This window comes from Kribbella soli (assembly GCF_004331345.1).
In the GTDB taxonomy this organism is placed as follows: domain Bacteria; phylum Actinomycetota; class Actinomycetes; order Propionibacteriales; family Kribbellaceae; genus Kribbella; species Kribbella soli.
Genome location: NZ_SJJZ01000001.1, coordinates 2,729,045 through 2,745,396, shown reverse-complemented (window position 1 = coordinate 2,745,396; position 16,352 = coordinate 2,729,045). Strand labels below are relative to the sequence as shown.

At 68.1% G+C, this 16,352-nt stretch carries 14 protein-coding genes; 9 read left to right on the top strand and 5 right to left on the bottom strand.

Annotation, left to right across the window (positions count from 1 at the left end):
* Positions 1-247 precede the first annotated feature (247 nt).
* From E0H45_RS13810 to E0H45_RS13775, 8 genes are all read left to right on the top strand, one after another.
* Complete coding sequence (locus E0H45_RS13810) at positions 248-1,627, top strand: class I SAM-dependent methyltransferase (protein ID WP_238154953.1); 1,380 nt, start codon at positions 248-250, stop codon at positions 1,625-1,627.
* Complete coding sequence (locus E0H45_RS13805; protein ID WP_131337508.1) at positions 1,627-2,442, top strand: hypothetical protein; 816 nt, start codon at positions 1,627-1,629, stop codon at positions 2,440-2,442. The genes E0H45_RS13810 and E0H45_RS13805 overlap by 1 nt, the downstream gene beginning before the upstream one ends.
* Positions 2,430-3,194, top strand: coding sequence for a cytidylyltransferase domain-containing protein (locus E0H45_RS13800; RefSeq protein WP_238154952.1), 765 nt, complete (start codon positions 2,430-2,432; stop codon positions 3,192-3,194). Before E0H45_RS13805 ends, E0H45_RS13800 begins: the two co-directional genes overlap by 13 nt.
* Before the next feature lie 50 nt (positions 3,195-3,244).
* Positions 3,245-4,093 carry a class I SAM-dependent methyltransferase gene (locus E0H45_RS13795; protein ID WP_131337507.1) on the top strand — a complete coding sequence of 283 codons (849 nt, stop codon included), beginning with the start codon at positions 3,245-3,247 and terminating at the stop codon, positions 4,091-4,093.
* A 79-nt stretch (positions 4,094-4,172) separates the two neighbouring features.
* The gene (locus tag E0H45_RS13790) at positions 4,173-4,514 is read left to right on the top strand and encodes a DUF485 domain-containing protein (protein WP_131337506.1); all 342 of its coding nucleotides are present in this window, start codon (positions 4,173-4,175) and stop codon (positions 4,512-4,514) included.
* Positions 4,511-6,151 (top strand): solute symporter family protein, encoded by a 1,641-nt coding sequence (locus E0H45_RS13785; RefSeq protein ID WP_131337505.1) that lies wholly within the window; start codon positions 4,511-4,513, stop codon positions 6,149-6,151. Before E0H45_RS13790 ends, E0H45_RS13785 begins: the two co-directional genes overlap by 4 nt.
* A gap of 185 nt (positions 6,152-6,336) precedes the next feature.
* Positions 6,337-9,915: a discoidin domain-containing protein gene (locus E0H45_RS13780; protein WP_131337504.1), complete on the top strand. Its 3,579-nt coding sequence runs from the start codon at positions 6,337-6,339 to the stop codon at positions 9,913-9,915.
* 258 nt (positions 9,916-10,173) lie between these two features.
* Positions 10,174-10,389 (top strand): hypothetical protein, encoded by a 216-nt coding sequence (locus E0H45_RS13775; protein ID WP_131337503.1) that lies wholly within the window; start codon positions 10,174-10,176, stop codon positions 10,387-10,389.
* A gap of 107 nt (positions 10,390-10,496) precedes the next feature.
* Here E0H45_RS13775 and E0H45_RS43635 read toward each other — a convergent pair whose 3' ends face one another.
* Positions 10,497-11,492 (bottom strand): winged helix-turn-helix domain-containing protein, encoded by a 996-nt coding sequence (locus E0H45_RS43635; RefSeq protein WP_131337502.1) that lies wholly within the window; start codon positions 11,490-11,492, stop codon positions 10,497-10,499.
* 98 nt (positions 11,493-11,590) lie between these two features.
* Between E0H45_RS43635 and E0H45_RS13765 the strand changes: the two genes are divergently transcribed.
* Positions 11,591-12,508, top strand: a complete 918-nt coding sequence (locus E0H45_RS13765) for an SMP-30/gluconolactonase/LRE family protein (protein WP_131337501.1) — start codon at positions 11,591-11,593, stop codon at positions 12,506-12,508.
* Here the strand turns inward: E0H45_RS13765 and E0H45_RS13760 are convergent.
* From E0H45_RS13760 to E0H45_RS13745, 4 genes are all read right to left on the bottom strand, one after another.
* Complete coding sequence (locus tag E0H45_RS13760; RefSeq protein WP_131337500.1) at positions 12,505-12,921, bottom strand: MarR family winged helix-turn-helix transcriptional regulator; 417 nt, start codon at positions 12,919-12,921, stop codon at positions 12,505-12,507. The genes E0H45_RS13765 and E0H45_RS13760 overlap by 4 nt on opposite strands.
* A gap of 79 nt (positions 12,922-13,000) precedes the next feature.
* Positions 13,001-14,317 carry a GGDEF domain-containing protein gene (locus tag E0H45_RS13755; RefSeq protein WP_165546429.1) on the bottom strand — a complete coding sequence of 439 codons (1,317 nt, stop codon included), beginning with the start codon at positions 14,315-14,317 and terminating at the stop codon, positions 13,001-13,003.
* 162 nt (positions 14,318-14,479) lie between these two features.
* Positions 14,480-15,718 (bottom strand): MFS transporter, encoded by a 1,239-nt coding sequence (locus tag E0H45_RS13750; protein ID WP_238154951.1) that lies wholly within the window; start codon positions 15,716-15,718, stop codon positions 14,480-14,482.
* A gap of 69 nt (positions 15,719-15,787) precedes the next feature.
* A complete protein-coding gene (locus tag E0H45_RS13745; RefSeq protein ID WP_131337498.1) occupies positions 15,788-16,228 on the bottom strand; it encodes a hypothetical protein in 441 nt (146 codons plus the stop codon).
* Positions 16,229-16,352: the final 124 nt, after the last annotated feature.

The window sequence follows — 16,352 nt, the reverse complement described above, 5'->3', positions numbered from 1 at the left end:
TTGGTCGGGTGGGGAGTTCTGCTGGTCGTTTCAGGTACGTAGGACTCCCCAAGCCACTCGTCGCCGGTATCAATAGGGGCGCTCGCCTTGATCGGGCGGGAAGCTGGGAAACTATTCGCCACTGGGTGACGATTTCTTTCCCCGCCCCAAGGGCCGGTGCGGCCGCTCGATCCGGCGGATCGGCCCCGGGCAGGGCGAGCCGTTGACCCCCGAGGAACTTACAGCGCAAACCACGAAGGTGACGGATGTGACCCGGTCGAACTTGATCGGCGGAGAGATGCTCAACTGGTCGGATCTGCGCCCGGGCGACGCCCGTCCCGCGGCCGCTGGACCCGCAGCCACGGCAGTTCTGGCCGCCGCCCTCCGGCCTGACGACGCCGTCCTGATCGCCGGCCCGCATGCCGCCGAGCTGATCACGGCTGCGGTCGCGCAGGTCGCCTCGGTCGACCTCCTGCTCCGCTCGGCTCCTGACGCCGAGGAACTCGCCGAACTACTGGACGACGCCAAGGGGCAGGTCTTCTGCGGCTCGCTCGATCGTTGGTTGGTGGATGAGACGTACGACGTGATCGTCGCGTTGGATGGGTTGGAGCGGCTTGTTGGGCCTGATACTGCGAGTTTCCCGTGGGTGGAGGCGCTGGATCGGCTGCGTGAGCGCCTCCGGCCGGGTGGGCGGCTCCTCCTCGGCGCCACGAACTCGTTCGGATTCGAGCGGTTGATTCAGCCGGACATCACAGCAGGGATCCCACGCGACGAGGACTGGGGCCGGTCCGTCGGGGACCGGGCGCCCGCGGGCCTCAAGCCCCTCCTCTCTGTTCTCGGCACCTCGGACTTGCAGACCTTTGCCGTGTTTCCGTCGCTGGTCCAGGCGGACCTCGCGCTGACGACAGTTGATGGGTTCGCCGGGATCGCCGCCGCGCGGGCTGTTGCCTCACGCAACGACGGGCCGGTGTTGATGGATCCGTACCGCGTGGTGCTGGATGCCGCTGCCGCGGGGGTTGCCTTCGAGTTGGCGCCGGCTTGGTACTTCGTGATCGGCGCGGAGGCGCCCCCTGTGCTGCCTGAAGGTGTGGTACCTGAGGGCGAAGGCGTCCTGTTGGAGGAACACCTTCTGATGGCCCTGCGCTGTGATGATCAGGCGGAGCTTCGGCGGGTCATCCCGGCGTATGTGGCGTGGCTGGGTGCGGGTGGTGCGGGGTCGCCCGACAACGTGATCCTGGACGGGACGTCGTACCGGCTGTTCGGGGAGGCGCAGGAGCTGGATGTTGTCGAGCACCTCCAGCGGTTCGCGAAGCGGGCGCTGGAAAGTGGCTCGCGGCAGCCATGGCCCGCGGCGGCCGACCCGCATGCGCTGACGGCACGGCTCGCGGCGATGGCGGGGATTGCCGTGCAGGAGCAGGAATTCACTCCGGACGAGGTCGTCCGCCCGCGCGGCAGTGCCGAGCAGTTGACCACCGTCGCCCGGCTCGCCGACGAGCTCGCGCATGCGAGCGCCCGAGCGATCCTCTTCGAGGGCACGGTCAGCGGCATCCGCCGCTCGCTCCCCTATCGCGTCGGCCACGCCGTCCTCAACCCGGCCCGGGTGATCCGCCGCCGCCTCAAGCGGGTGCTGCGGAAGGTACGCCGCTGATGCACCACGCCAACCACTTCTACGGGCACGCCAACATCATGGCGACGTACGCCGGACTCCCGAAACCGCCGCGGATCTGGGGCTACCTGCAGCACGGCTGGAACATCCTCGACGGCTTCGCGCACGGCACGAACTTCGCGCCCGGGCTGCCGAAGTTCGTCTGGTCGGACAGCGTCCGCCGCCGCGGCCACGCGCTCGGCCTGCGCAACTACTCGGTGATCGGCTCGGTCTGGCTGTACCTGCTGAAGACCCACCCGGAACTGGCGACGCCGGAGAAACGGGCCAAGGGCACCATCTTCTACCCGTTCCACGGCTGGGAAGGCCAGCACGTGCTCGGCGACCACGGCCGGATCGTTGCCTCGATCAACGAGCACGAGACCGGCCCGGTGACCGTCTGCCTGTACTGGAACGAATTCGACAAGCCCGCGATCCGGAACGTCTACAAGGACGCCGGATTCCGGGTCATCACGCACGGCTACCGCGGCCTGCACTGGCGCAAGACCGACGCCAAGTTCCTGGTCAAGCAGCTGCGCGAGCTCCGCAAGCACGAACGGGTCGCCTCCAACCGGCTCAGCTCCGCCGTTCTGTACGGCGGCTCGCTCGGCCTGGGGGCAGGGGTCTACGGTGATCCCATGGTGCTGGAGAACGAGCACCCGTCGTTCGGCGGACAGGCGCGGATCAAGCGGCTGTGGCCGGAGATGGACCAGCCGTACGTCCCGCCGGCGGTCGCCCGTGAGTTCACCGACACCGAACTGGGCGTCGACCACGTCGCCGGACCCGCAGAAATCCGGGAGATGTTCCGATGGACCCCGTGACACCAGAGCTGAAGATCGGCATCATCACGCAGGTTCGCGTGACCAGCACCCGGCTGCCGGCCAAGGTGCTGCTGGCCGTTGCCGGGCGCTCCTATCTCGAGCACCACCTCGACCGGCTGAGCCGCACCGGTCTGCCGGTGATCGTCGCGACCACCACGAACCTCCACGACGACCTGGTCGTCCAGGTCTGTGAAGAGGACGGCATCCCGGTCTTCCGCGGCAGCGAGGACGACGTCCTCAGCCGGTTCGCCGGCGCCGCCCGCGAACACGACCTGGACGCCATCGTCCGGGTCACCTCCGACTGCCCGCTGATCGATCCCGAGATCGTTGCCGCGGGCGTCGATCGGTGGCGCGCCGAGAACGACCTCGACCTCTACATCTCGAACTGTCTCGAGCGCACCTACCCGCGCGGCATGGACTTCGAGATCTTCTCCACCGCCCGGTTGTACGACGCCGAGGCGAACGCCACGCTCAAGGCGGACCGCGAACACGTCACGCCGTACCTGCACCAGAACCGGTCCGGCCAGATGCGGCTGCTGAACCTCCCGTGGTCGGGTGGCCCGGCATCCAAGAACGCTGCCCAATACCGGCTCACCCTGGACACCGCGGACGACTGGAAGTTGCTCGATGCCCTCATCGAGGACTTCGGCGGCACCGATCTCGGCTGCGCCGAACTGGTCGCGATTCTGGACGAGCACCCGGAGCTGGCCGCGCTGAACGCGCACATCGAACAGAAGAAACTCGGCGAGTAGCAGGGATTACACGCTCCGCTGTGTCGTTCCCTGGGGCATGATTTACCGTGATGACCACCAATGATCCGGCCGGGGACTCCGCCGCTGCCCCGGAGAACGGCGCAGGCAACGGCGCGCAGGCCGCGCGGGCCCAGTCGTTCGGCGCCGTCGCGACCGCGTACGACGCGGGCCGGCCGACGTTCCCGGCCGAGGCGCTGATCTGGATCCTGGGCCCCGGCCGTGGACTGCAGGTGCTCGATCTGGGCGCCGGCACCGGCAAGCTCGCGGCGGTCGCCGCCGACCTCGGGCACGACGTGATCGCCGTCGACCCGTCGCAGGAGATGCTCGAGGTCTGCCGCCGGCGGCCCGGTATCGACACGATGGTCGGGGCCGCGGAGTCGATCCCGCTCGCCCACGCCTCGGTGGACGCGGTGATCGTCGGACAAGCCTTCCACTGGTTCGACCACGCCCGCGCGCTGCCGGAGATCGCCCGGGTGCTGCGGCCGGGCGGCGTCCTCGGCCTGCTCTGGAACAACGCCGACACCGTGGTTCCGTGGGTCCGCCGGATCTTCCAGGTGCTGCAGGGCGACGGCTTCGGTGGGACCGACCGGTTCGACCCGGTGCCGATCATCGAGCAGTCGAACCTGTTCACGCTGCTGGAGAGCGCCCGGTTCCGGCACTGGCACGACCTGAATCGCGCGGGCTTGCGGCAGTTGGCCCAGTCGCACTCGCGGGTCGCCGTCCTCAAGGACACCCGGCGTGATCAGGTCCTCGACCAGATCGAGCTGATCTACGAGCACACCGCGCGGCCCCCGGAGGCGTTGCGGATGCCGTACTTCACCGACTGCTTCCGGGCCCACCCCAGCGAGTTCGCGAACTATCGCCGTACGGTCGACGGCCCGGTGGCTCCGCACCTTTAGAACGTTTTGGTTGCGGTAGGTCACAAAAGCGCAACTAGGGGCTAACGTGCACGTGTTCTAGTCCACCGAAGGGGAACTCATGGACGAGGAAATGGTGCGCGAGCGGGACGCCCGCGCCTATGAGGCGGTGCACGACGCGGCCGACTTCAAAGAGCTGAAGCGGCGGTACAAGAACTTCGTCGTACCGTGGACGATCGCGTTCATGGCGTGGTATCTGGCGTACGTCGCCTGCAACAACTGGGCCCGCGGTTTCATGAATCACCAGGTGGTCGGCCACGTGAACGTGGCACTGATCTTCGGCCTGTTGCAGTTCGTGTCGACGTTCTCGATCGCGGCCCTGTACGGCCGGTTCGCCAACCGCAAGCTCGATCCGCTCGCCCACGGCCTGAACGCCAAGTACAAGAGGGAGCGCCGCCGGTGAACGTCCTTCTCCTCCCGCTGGCCGCTGAGCCCGGCAACCGGACGCTGACGATCTCGCTGTTCACCGCCGTCGTTGCCGTGACGCTGTACATCACCTGGTGGGCGTCCCGGCAGAACAAGACCGCGGCCGACTACTACGCCGGCGGCCGCTCGTTCAGCGGCGGGCAGAACGGCCTGGCAGTCGCCGGCGACTACATGTCCGCGGCGTCGTTCCTCGGTATCTCCGGCCAGATCGCCCTCTTCGGGTACGACGGCTTCCTGTACTCGATCGGCTTCCTGGTGGCCTGGCTGGTCGCACTGCTGCTGGTCGCCGAGCTGCTGCGGAACTCGGGCCGCTTCACGATGGCCGACCAGCTCGCGTTCCGGATGAAGCAGAAGCCGGTGCGGACGGCGGCCGCGACCTCGACGATCGTGGTCTCGATCTTCTACCTGCTGGCCCAGATGGTCGGCGCCGGTTCGCTGGTCGGGCTGCTGCTCGGTGTGAAGAGCGAGGGCGTGAAGGCCGCCGTGATCGTGCTCGTCGGCGCGCTGATGATCGTGTACGTGACGATCGGCGGCATGAAGGGCACCACCTGGGTGCAGATCGTCAAGGCCGTGCTGCTGATGGCCGGCACGGTGGTGATCACGTTCCTGGTGCTGCTGAAGTTCCACTTCAACATCTCCGACCTGCTCGGCTCGGCCGCCGACAAGTCCGGAAAGGGCGAGGCCTTCCTGCAGCCGGGCCTGCTGTACGGCAAGGACCTCACCGGCCAGATCGACTTCCTGTCGCTCGGCCTCGCGCTGGTCCTCGGTACGGCGGGTCTGCCGCACATCCTGATCCGCTTCTACACCGTGCCGGACTCGCGGGCCGCGCGCCGGTCGGTGCAGTGGGCGATCGGCCTGATCGGTGTGTTCTACCTGATGACGCTGGCCCTCGGGTTCGGTGCCGCGGCACTGCTGGACACGACCAAGGGGTCCGCGGTCGAGACGTCGAAGGGCAACGTGGCGTCGCCACTGCTGGCCGAGGCCGTCGGCGGCGGGGCCGGCTCGACCGGTGGGGCGATCCTGCTCGCGCTGATCGCGGCGGTCGCCTTCGCCACCATCCTCGCGGTGGTGGCCGGGCTGACGCTGACCTCGGCGTCGTCGTTCGCGCACGACCTGTACGCCAACGTCATCGCCAAGCAGAAGCCGACCGAGCAGCAGGAACTGCGGGTGGCGCGGTTCGCGGCGATCGGGATCGGCGCGGTGGCGATCGGGCTCGCGATCCCGGCGCAGAAGCTGAACATCGCGTTCCTGGTCGCGCTGGCGTTCGCGGTCGCGGCCTCGGCGAACCTGCCGGCGCTGCTGTTCAACCTGTTCTGGAAGCGGTTCAACACCTCGGGCGCCGTCTGGAGCATCTACGGCGGCCTGATCTCGGCCGTCGTCCTGGTGGTCTTCTCGCCCGTGGTGTCCGGCAACGGTGACAAGTCGATGATCACCGATGCCGACTTCCACTGGTTCCCGCTGTCGAACCCGGGCATCGTGTCGATCCCGCTGGGCTTCCTGTTCGGCGTGCTCGGCACGTACCTCGGCCGGGACAGGTCGAGCGAGACCCGCTACAGCGAACTCTCGGTCCGCGCGCTCACCGGCGCCGGCGCGGAAGGTGCCGCCAAGCACTGACGCAGTACCTCCAAGGGCCGGCTCGCATTCATTGCGGGCCGGCCCTTCGCTGTCACGAACCGTTGACGCACGGTTGACGGTGCCGTAACAATGAGCCAATCGCCGCGCAAGAATTGAGCAAGTCAGCGAAAGTTTTGGACTCCCGTGCGGCGGCTCTTCCCTGTCCCGCCCACCAGGAGAGGCCCATGCGAATTCCGAAGTGGCGGTTGCTGACCGCCTTGCTGGCCGCGAGTCTCGCGGCCGCTCCACTCGCCCAGCCGGCACCCGCCGCGTCGGCCGCCACACTCGCCGGTCCCAATCTCGCTGCCGGGAAGGTCGCGTCGGCCAGCAGCAGCACCCAGGACTACGCCGCGTCGAACGTGACCGACGGCAACCAGAGCACCTACTGGGAGAGCGCGAACAACGCCTTCCCGCAATGGGTCCAGGTCGATCTCGGTACGTCGGTCGCGACCAACCAGGTCGTACTGAAGCTGCCGACCGCGAACTGGGGCGCCCGCGACGAGACCCTCGCGGTCCAGGGCAGCACCGACGGGCAGAACTTCACCGACCTGTCCGCGCCCGCGACGCGCACGTTCAGCCCGCCGACCAACACGGTGACCGTCGACTACGGCACCGCCACCACGCGGTACGTCCGGATCCGGATCACCGCGAACACCGGATGGCCGGCCGGACAACTCTCCGAACTCGAGGTCTACGGACCGGCGACCGGTGACACCCAGGCTCCCACCGCCCCGGGCAACCTGGCCTTCACCGAGCCCGGCGCCGGGCAGATCAAACTCACCTGGAGCGCGTCGACGGACAACGTCGGCGTCACCGGGTACGACGTCTACGCGAACGGGCAGCTGCGGACCAGCGTGGCCGGCAACGTGCTCACGTACACGGACAACCAGCCGGCCAACGTCTCGATCGCATACACCGTTCGCGCGAAAGATGCCGCTGGCAACCAGTCCGCGAACAGCAACACGGTCACCCGCAACGGCAGCGGCGGCCCGGGCAGCAACCTGGCGCTGGACAAGCCGATCACGGCGTCCGGGTCGACGTTCACCTACGTCCCGGAGAACGCGAACGACGACGACGTGACGACGTACTGGGAGGGCAACGCCAACCCGGCCACACTGACCACGCAGCTCGGTGCGAACGCGGACCTCAGCTCGATCGTGGTGCGGCTCAATCCCGATCCGGCGTGGGGGCCGCGGACGCAGACGTTCTCGATCCTCGGGCGGGAGCAGAGCTCGTCGACCTTCACCACGATCGTCGCTTCGGCCGGCTACGCCTTCAACCCGGCGAGCGGCAACAGCGTGACGATCCCGGTCAGCGCGCGAGTGGCCGACGTACGGCTGAACTTCACCGGGAACACCGGCGCACCGGCCGGGCAGGTCGCGGAGCTGCAGGTGCTCGGCGTACCGGCGCCGAACCCGGATCTCACACTCTCGAACGTTTCGTGGACACCCACGTCACCGGTCGAGACCGACGCGATCACGGTCCGCGCGACGGTGAACAACGGCGGTACGGCGGGGTCCGCGGCGACCGACGTGAACTTCTACCTCGGTACGACCAAGGTCGGTACGGCGGCTGTCGGCGCGCTCGCGGCCGGGGCATCGACCACGGTCAGCACGTCGATCGGGACGCGCGACGCCGGCTCGTACGCGCTGAGCGCCAAGGTCGACGAGACCAACTCGGTGATCGAGCAGAACGACGGGAACAACACGGCGGCCGCTTCTGGTCCGCTCGTGGTGACCCCGGTGGCGAGCTCCGACCTCGTCGCGTCGGTGGTCAACTGGACGCCGGGCAACCCAGCGGCCGGGAACTCGGTCGCCTTCTCGGTCGCGATCAAGAACCAAGGCAGTGTCGCCTCTGCGTCTGGTGCGCACGGGATCACGCTGACGGTTCTCAACGGATCGTCCGCGGTCGCGACGTTGACCGGGACGTACAACGGGTCGATCGCCGCCGGTGCCACCACTCCGGCTGTTGCTCTCGGAAACTGGACGGCCGTCAACGGGCGCTACACCGTGCGTGTGGTGCTGGCGGACGACGCCAACGAGCTGCCGGTGAAGCGGTCGAACAACACCAGCGAGCGGCCGTTCTTCGTTGGTCGCGGGGCGAATATGCCCTACGACCACCTCGAGGCGGAGGACGCCGCGGTCGGCGGCGGCGCGTCCGTGATCGGGCCGAACCGCACCATCGGCGACCTGGCCGGTGAAGCCTCCGGGCGGCGCGCGGTCACACTCGGCTCGAACGGCGCGTACGTCGAGTTCACCACCCGCGCCAGCACGAACACGCTCGTCACCCGGTTCTCGATGCCGGACTCGTCGGGAGGCGGCGGGCAGACGTCATCGATCAGTGTGTACGTGAACGGCAGCTTCGCGAAGACGTTGCCGCTCACCTCGAAGTACGCCTGGCTGTACGGCGCAGAGGCGTCGCCGAACAACTCGCCGGGGTCGGGTCCGGCGCGACACATCTACGACGAGGCCAACCTGATGCTCGGCCAGACCTACCCGGCCGGGACGAAGATCCGGCTGCAGAAGGATCCGGCGAACAGCCTGACGTACACGATCGACTTCCTCGACACCGAGACGGCTTCCGTTGTCGGCAACCCGGGTGCGGGCTTCGTGACGCCAACCGGGTTCACCCAGCAGGACGTGCAGAACGCTCTCGACCAGGTGCGTCAGGACAGCTCGCTGCAGGGTGTGTACCTGCCGCCCGGTGACTACGACACGTCGTCGAAGTTCCAGGTGTACGGCAAGGCGGTCAAGGTCGTCGGGGCCGGGCCGTGGTTCACCCGCTTCCACGCGCCGACCACGCAGGACAACACCGATGTCGGGTTCCGGTCCGAGGCGTCGGCGAACGGGTCGACGTTCAGCGGGTTCACGTACTTCGGTAACTACACGTCGCGGATCGACGGACCCGGAAAGGTGTTCGACTTCTCGGGTACGGCGAACATGACCATCGACAACATCTGGGTCGAGCACATGGTCTGTCTGTACTGGGGTTCGAACACCGACACCTCGACGATCAAGAACTCGCGGATCCGGGACACGTTTGCCGACGGCATCAACATGACGAACGGGTCGTCCGGCAACACGGTCAGCAACAACGACGCACGATCGACGGGTGACGACAGCTTCGCGCTGTTCAACGCCACCGACAACGGTGGCGGCGAGGTCCGGGACAACGTGTTCGAGAACCTGTCCGCATCGCTGACCTGGCGGGCCGCCGGGTTCGCGGTGTACGGCGGGACGAACAACATCTTCCGGAACCTGTACGCCGCGGACATGCTCACGTACCCCGGGATCACGATCAGTTCCCTGGACTTCGGGATCCCGATGAACGGGTTCGGGGCCACTCCGCCGACACAGTTCCAGAACGTCTCCGTCGTACGTTCCGGCGGGCATTTCTGGGGCAACCAGGCGTTCCCCGCGGTGTGGGTCTTCTCGGCGTCGAAGATCTTCCAGGGGATCCGCGTCAATGATCTGGACATCGTCGATCCGACGTACAGCGGGATCATGTTCCAGACGAACTACGTCGGCGGCCAGCCGCAGTTCCCGGTCGCGGACACGGTCTTCACCAACACGACCATCTCCGGCGCCCGCAAATCCGGCGACGCCTTCGACGCCAAGTCCGGCTTCGGCATCTGGGCCAACGAACTCCCCGAACCCGGCCAAGGCCCCGCCGTCGGCGCAGCCACCTTCAACAACCTCACCCTCACCAACAACGCCAAAGACATCCAAAACACCACCACCACCTTCACCCTCAACCGCAACTAACCCCACCCCCGGGGGCCTGCCAGCCGGCGGCCCCCGGGGCACAATCCCCTTGTTTTACGTAGATCTGAGGCTTTGCCGGGCCAGGAGCGCCTACATTTCCGCAGCGAGAGCAACCAACGGCGGAAGAAGATCCTGCAGGTTGTCACCGACTTCCGGCTGCTGGTCGATCTGTACCCAGTTGGCAGGAACTCGCATGAGGCTCGGAAGCGATGTCTCGACGCGATCGTCAGGGACAGCGCGGCGTCAGCGGAGCGCTTGGTGGTTGAGCGAGACGACTCGACCTACGAACACGACCGCCGGTGTCTGCGGGAGGCTACGCGCCGGTTCGGGTGCCACGACACGCTGCGTTGGGACGTGTTGGTGGCCAAGGCTGATCCGCTGCTCTGGATCCCGGATGCAGTTGCCTGGAGCTGGACCCGGGGCGGTGCGTGGAAGGCCTCTGTCGCGACGTTCTGTCAGGTCAAGGAGCCCTGACAGCGCGAAACCCGGCTCGTCCACCGTCCGGAGGGCTGCCGGGTTCACTTCCGGGGGACTCTTGTCCCTCGACGGAATCAACTGTAGCGGGAAACTGGAGGACTTGGTCAGGAATTCGCTATCTGCCCCGGGATGCCCTTGCATGCCCCGGTCAGGAGGTTGTGGGCGGTGGGGGTCAGGGCGTGGAGGGCGGTGCCTTGGGTTCGGTGGGTGGTGATGAGGGCGGCGGCTCGGAGGACTCTGGTGTGGTCTGAGGTGGAGGCCAGGGAGATGCCTACTCGGCGGGCCAGTTGGGTTGTGGTGGCGGGGTGGGTGAGGGAGCGGAGTACGGCGGCTCGCGTGCGGCCCAGGAGGTCTGCCAAAGCGTCGCCGGCGGCATCGTCCGTGGTCGCGTCGGTCAGGTCGGCGCAGGGGTAGACGAGGACGGGGCGGCGGTCCGCGTTGTCCATCGCGAGGCAGTTGGAGACCAGCGGGGACGGGTAGAGCTCGAGCCCGCGGCCGTTCAGGTGGATGTCCGCGGTCCAGTCGTCGACAGGCCCGTACGTCGTCAGCACCGGAGTCGCCCACTCGACATCGGGATGCAGCGACGACAGCAGCGCATCGATCCCACCGTGCAGGACCGCGCGCGATCGGATCCCGAGGTCAGCGCCGTACCGCCGCTGCAACTCCCCCGACGAAGGCACCAGCACCTCCTGATGGAAGTCCCGGACCGCGCCGCCGAGCGCCCGCCGCGAGCCGGCGCGGCCGTCCAGCAATCCACGCATGTACCGGTCGACCTCCGGCGGCAACCACGGCTCCAGTTCGTCGCGGATGACGGAGGCCGGCGTCTCCATCAACGCCTCGACGGCCGGCTCCAGACCGGGTCCCGCCACCTCCGGGATCAGGAAGTCCGGGAACAGTCCGCCCGGCGAGATCAGCTTGAACAGCGGACGCATCGACCCCCGCACCCGCGGTGCCGCGGTACGTCGCCACCGCCGTGCGACCGGCGACATCGACCGGTCACCAAGCGCGCGGGCCGCGAGCGCGGCCTCCCACAGCGGGTGCGGCTCGGTGGGGAACGTGACCCGGCCGAGGTCCGCCGCGGTGAAGTGGACGCGGATCATCCCTCGATTGTGACGGCCGCGAGGTCACCCGCACAGACCTCTTCGGTTCAGACCGAATCCGGTCGCGACCGGCCGCCGTACGCTCCCACTCTGGCCCGATGAAACGTCTCGCAGTCCTCACCGTCCTGGTTCTCGCCGCGGCCACCCCGTCGGTCACCGCGCAGGCCGGCGCCGTCCACCGACCGACGCAGTACGTCGTCTCGACCACGCCCGGCGAGAATCTCGAAGGGATCGCGGTCACGCCCGGCGGCACGATGTACGTCACCAGCGTCGCCACCGGTGCGGTGTACCGCGGCAACACCCACTCGTCCCGACTCAGCCTGTTCCTGCCGGCCGGCAGCGACGGACGTACCGCGGCCACCGGCATCCACCTGGACCGCTGGGGGCGGGTCCTCGTCGCCGGCGCGAGTACGTCGAAACTCTTCCTGTACGACGCCCGCGGCCGGCTGCTCGACGTACGGAAAGCGGCGGACGGCTCGTTCCTCAACGACTTCACGATCGCGGGCAACGCCGTCTACGTGACCGACTCGGCGCACAACCAGATCTGGCGGGCGCCGCTCACCCGCGACGGTCTCGGCGAGCTCGAGCCGTGGATCACCCGCGACCGGATCCAGCCGACGCCGTACTTCCTGAACGGTATCGTCACCGACGGACGCGTGCTCCTGGTCGGCGAGCAGGGCCAGGACGTCACGTACCGGATCGACCTCCGCACCCGGCAGGTCACGGTCCTCGACGTCCCGGACGGCGTCCTGTCCGGCGACGGGTACCTCCTCGAAGGGCGCCGTCTGTACGCCGTCTACAACGCCGGCGGCGGGAAGTACGTCACCCGGCTCGCGATCCTCAACGAGGATCTGACCGCGGCGACCCTGGTCGCGGACTCGGGCCCGGGCGCGTCCGGTGCGACTCCGACGACGATCGCCCGCGACCACGGACGGCTGCTGTGGGTGAACAGTCAGCTGGACGTCGCACCCGGTACGCCGCCGTACACCGTGACCGTCGTACCGGGTCTGCGTTAGAGACCGTCGGTGACGCGCGCCAGGACCGCGCCCGCCTGCAGAACAAGGGTCCGGTCGGCGTCGTCGAGGCGGCTGAGGAGGTTGGCGAGTTCCTCGGCGGCCTGACGGCCGGACGCCTCGACCGTCTCGGCACCCAGCTCGGTGAGCACGACCGCGGTCGCTCGGCCGTCGACGGGGTCCGGTTCGCGCCGGACCAGTCCGGCCTCTTCCAGGCCCGCGACCGTCGTCGTCGCGGTGGGTTGCGAGCACGGGACGCGGGCGGCGATTTCGCCGATCCGGATCGGTTGCTCGTCGGCGATCAGCATCAGTGCCAGGAACTGCGTCGGGTGCAGGAGCGTGGTGGTCCTGCTGCGGCGCAGATGTCTGACGATTCGGTGCATGCTGACCAGCAGCTGCAAGGCCTCCTGCGCCATCCTGATCACCTCCGTCGGGAAGCGCAATCCTGGCACAGGCACCCAAACATCACTACGGCCCCGGTCTGGGGCGGCCTGGTCAGGAAGGGGGGAGCTCGCCGTTGGCCGGTGCGGCGACGACGCGATTCCGGCCGGCGTCCTTGGCCTTGTACATGGCCAGATCGGCGGCCATCTGGAGTTCGTCGAGGCTGGCACCGGACTCCGGGTACGTCGCGGCGCCGATCGAACACGTGATGGGGCCGCACAGCACGGGACCGTTGGGGGCGGCGACGGTGACCGTCAGACCCGCGATGCGGCGCCGGATCCGCTCGGCGGCCAGGGCAGTATCGGCCGCAGACGTCTGCGGGAGCAGGATGGCGAACTCTTCGCCGCCGAGCCGCCCGACCAAGTCGTTGTCGCGGACCTCGTGACGCAGCTCGGCCGCGACCGCTTTCAGGGCCTCGTCACCGGCGAGGTGGCCGTAGGTGTCGTTGATGGCCTTGAAGTGGTCGAGGTCGAGATAGAGCACGCCGAGTCGAGAGTTGGTGCGTTCGGCGCCGGCGAATTCACGGCGCGCGATCTCGTGCCAGAAGGCCGCGTTGGCCAGGCCGGTCTTGGGATCGGTGCGTGATGCCGTCTGGAACTGCTCGACCAGAAGCGCGCGGTGCAGACCGAGGATGGTGAGCAGCAGAACGGCGACGGCCCACGGTTGGCTGAGCAGCAACGCTGCGGTCGCGACTCCCAGTCCGAGCGAGCCGGCCACGATCAGCTGGTCCGAGAGCCGCCCCAGGGCGTTGCGGCCTGGGGAATCGGGGTTGGCCATCATGATCGCGCCCGCGACCAGGGCGTAGTTCACGAACCAGTACGCCAGGCCGGCCGCCACGACGGCAACGAGTCCGAGTGGGCCGGACGGGTAGCCCGGGTAGATACCGGGACGGATCGTGGCCAGGACGACCGCTCCTGCGGCACCAGCCAGTACGAGCGTCGTCGCGGTGAAGACCGACCGGTACGGCGGAACTCGTCGTACCCGGAGCCAGGAATGCACGTAGGTGCTGAGAATCAGCGCGACCGCCAGCGGCGGAGGCAGGATCAGGACGCCGGCGAAGGTCCACATTCCTTTGAGATTGACGTACGGAATGCCTTCGGCGCCGACCTTGCGCAGCCGCTCGATATCGCGGGCCGCTTCGAGATGGATCGCCGATCCGCCCGCGAGGACCAGCAACCGGATCCAGTCACCGGCGGTGACCGAGACGAGGTCGAACGTCGAAGCGACGACCACCACGGTGATGAGTTCGACCGCGAGGACGTAGCCGAGAATGCTCCGGGGCTGCGACCACAGCGCCCACCTGGCCGGGCTCCAGCCCACGTCCTGACGTCGGCGTAGGCGACGCCGCGCCAGCCGATGCCGGATACTCATGAAAAAGACCCCCGCCTCACAGTCGGTCCTTGTCACAGAGTAGCCGTGTTGTGCACGCAATGTCATGGCTTCCCTGTTATTTGCCTCGCTGCGCTCACCCCCGATGCGCCCAGATCCCGCGAGAGGAGGCGTCCGCCATGCAGAACAACGACTGGTGACCCGTCATGCAGGTTGTCGCGTGGCGCCGACGTACCCGTACGCAGCGCCCGCCGCGACCAGTAAGCCCAGAATTCCCGCGGCCGCCACGACCAGGGACGGCGCCCACCGATCCGCGGCGGCCCCGGCGACCAGCACCCCGATTCCCTGGGACACGATCAGCGCAGTGCGCGCCAGGCCGAACGCCTGGCCGCGCTGTGCGTCCGGCACGTTCAGCACGAACGCCGCACTCGCGGCCAGCTGGTACGACGCACACAACCCCGACACGAACCACAACCCGACGGTCACCCACAGTCCCGGCTCGGCGATACAGCCGATCAGCGGCGCACAGGACCCGATCGCGAGTGGACCCATCAGCTTGAGCCGCCGCGCCGGCGCGGCTCGCGTCAGCAAGAGCATCCCGACCATCTGCCCGGCCGGGTTGGCGGCGAGCAAGATCCCGACAGCGGCCGGCCCGCCTCCGACCACTGCGGCGTACGGCGCGGCAAGTCCTTCGATGCTCACGTAGAAACCGGCGACGCAGGCCAGCGCGACCAGGTAGCGCAGTTGCCGATCGCTCCAGACGAGCCGCGCACCGGCCGACAGCGACGGCCACCATCCCGGGCGCGCCTCGCTCGATCCCGGCAACGGGCGCTCACGAACTCCGAGCTTCAGCAGCAGCGCTGACAGCGCGAAGGTGACTGCGTCGGCCAACAGTGCGTTTCCGACGCCGAATGCTGCGACCAAGGTGCCGCCGGTCACGAACCCGGCCAGTTGGGACGCCTGCGCGGTGATGTTCGACACCGAGCTGGCCAGTACGTACTTGTCGCCGGTCAGGATCGACGGCAACAAGGCCGCTCTGGCGGATTGGAAGGGCGACGCGAGCAACTGCACTGCGACGAGCAGTACGCACAGGATCCACAGCGAGGCGCCGGGGATTGCCATCGCCGCGACCAGCACCGCCCGGGCGATATCGCAGCCGATCATGAGCCGGCGACGCGGATAGCGGTCGGCCAGTCCGGACAGCAGCGGGCCGCCGACGATGTCGGGCAGGAAGGTCAGCGCGTAGGTGACCGCGGACAGCCCGGCCGATCCGGTCCGGTCGAAGACGAGTACGGCGAGCGCGACCCGGGCCAACTGGTCCCCGACCACCGATCCGAGCTGCGCGAGCCACAGCCATCGGAACTCGGCTACGCCGAACACCTCGCCGTACGTGGCGGGTTGATCAGCGGGATCTGTGGACGACGGATGTGCGGGGCGGGTCACCAAGTCAAAATACCCACGATCCGCAACCGGCCGCGCACGCTACGGTGCGCCGTTGTTCCTCCGCGGGGTTCAGAGGTGCTCGGCGAGGACGCCCAGGGCGAAGGCCGTCCCCGCGAGACCGAGCATTGTCGTCGCGAGCGTGATGAGACGCGCCTGCAGCTTCGGCAGCTCGGCCGTGGTCGCGAACACGCGCTGCGGCCAGTGCTGCCAGGAGACGTACCAGAAGATCGCGGTGGCGATCAGCAGCAAGAGGCCTTTGACCGCGTGGATCCACCAGTGCTCAGGGTTGATCGCGAGCATCGCGCCGCCGGTGAGCGCGATCGCGGCGATCAGCCCGATCACCTTCCATCTGTTGCCCGAGGCAATCACCGTGGTCAGCGCCTCGCGGCCGTCCTGATCCTTCCCGAAGTACTTCTTCAACTTCGGCTGCACCACGAACAACGAGTACGCCATCCCACCCACCCAGGCCGCGGCGAGGCCGGCATGCATGATCGCCAGGAGCACAGTCATCCCACGACCCTAGAGCCATCGGGGTTGTCCACGTCACGTCCCGGGTAACACGCCGTTCACATCGAAGCAACAGGGCCGAAATTGCTGGTTGACACTGTCGAGGCAGGCTGGCCGGATCGCCCGA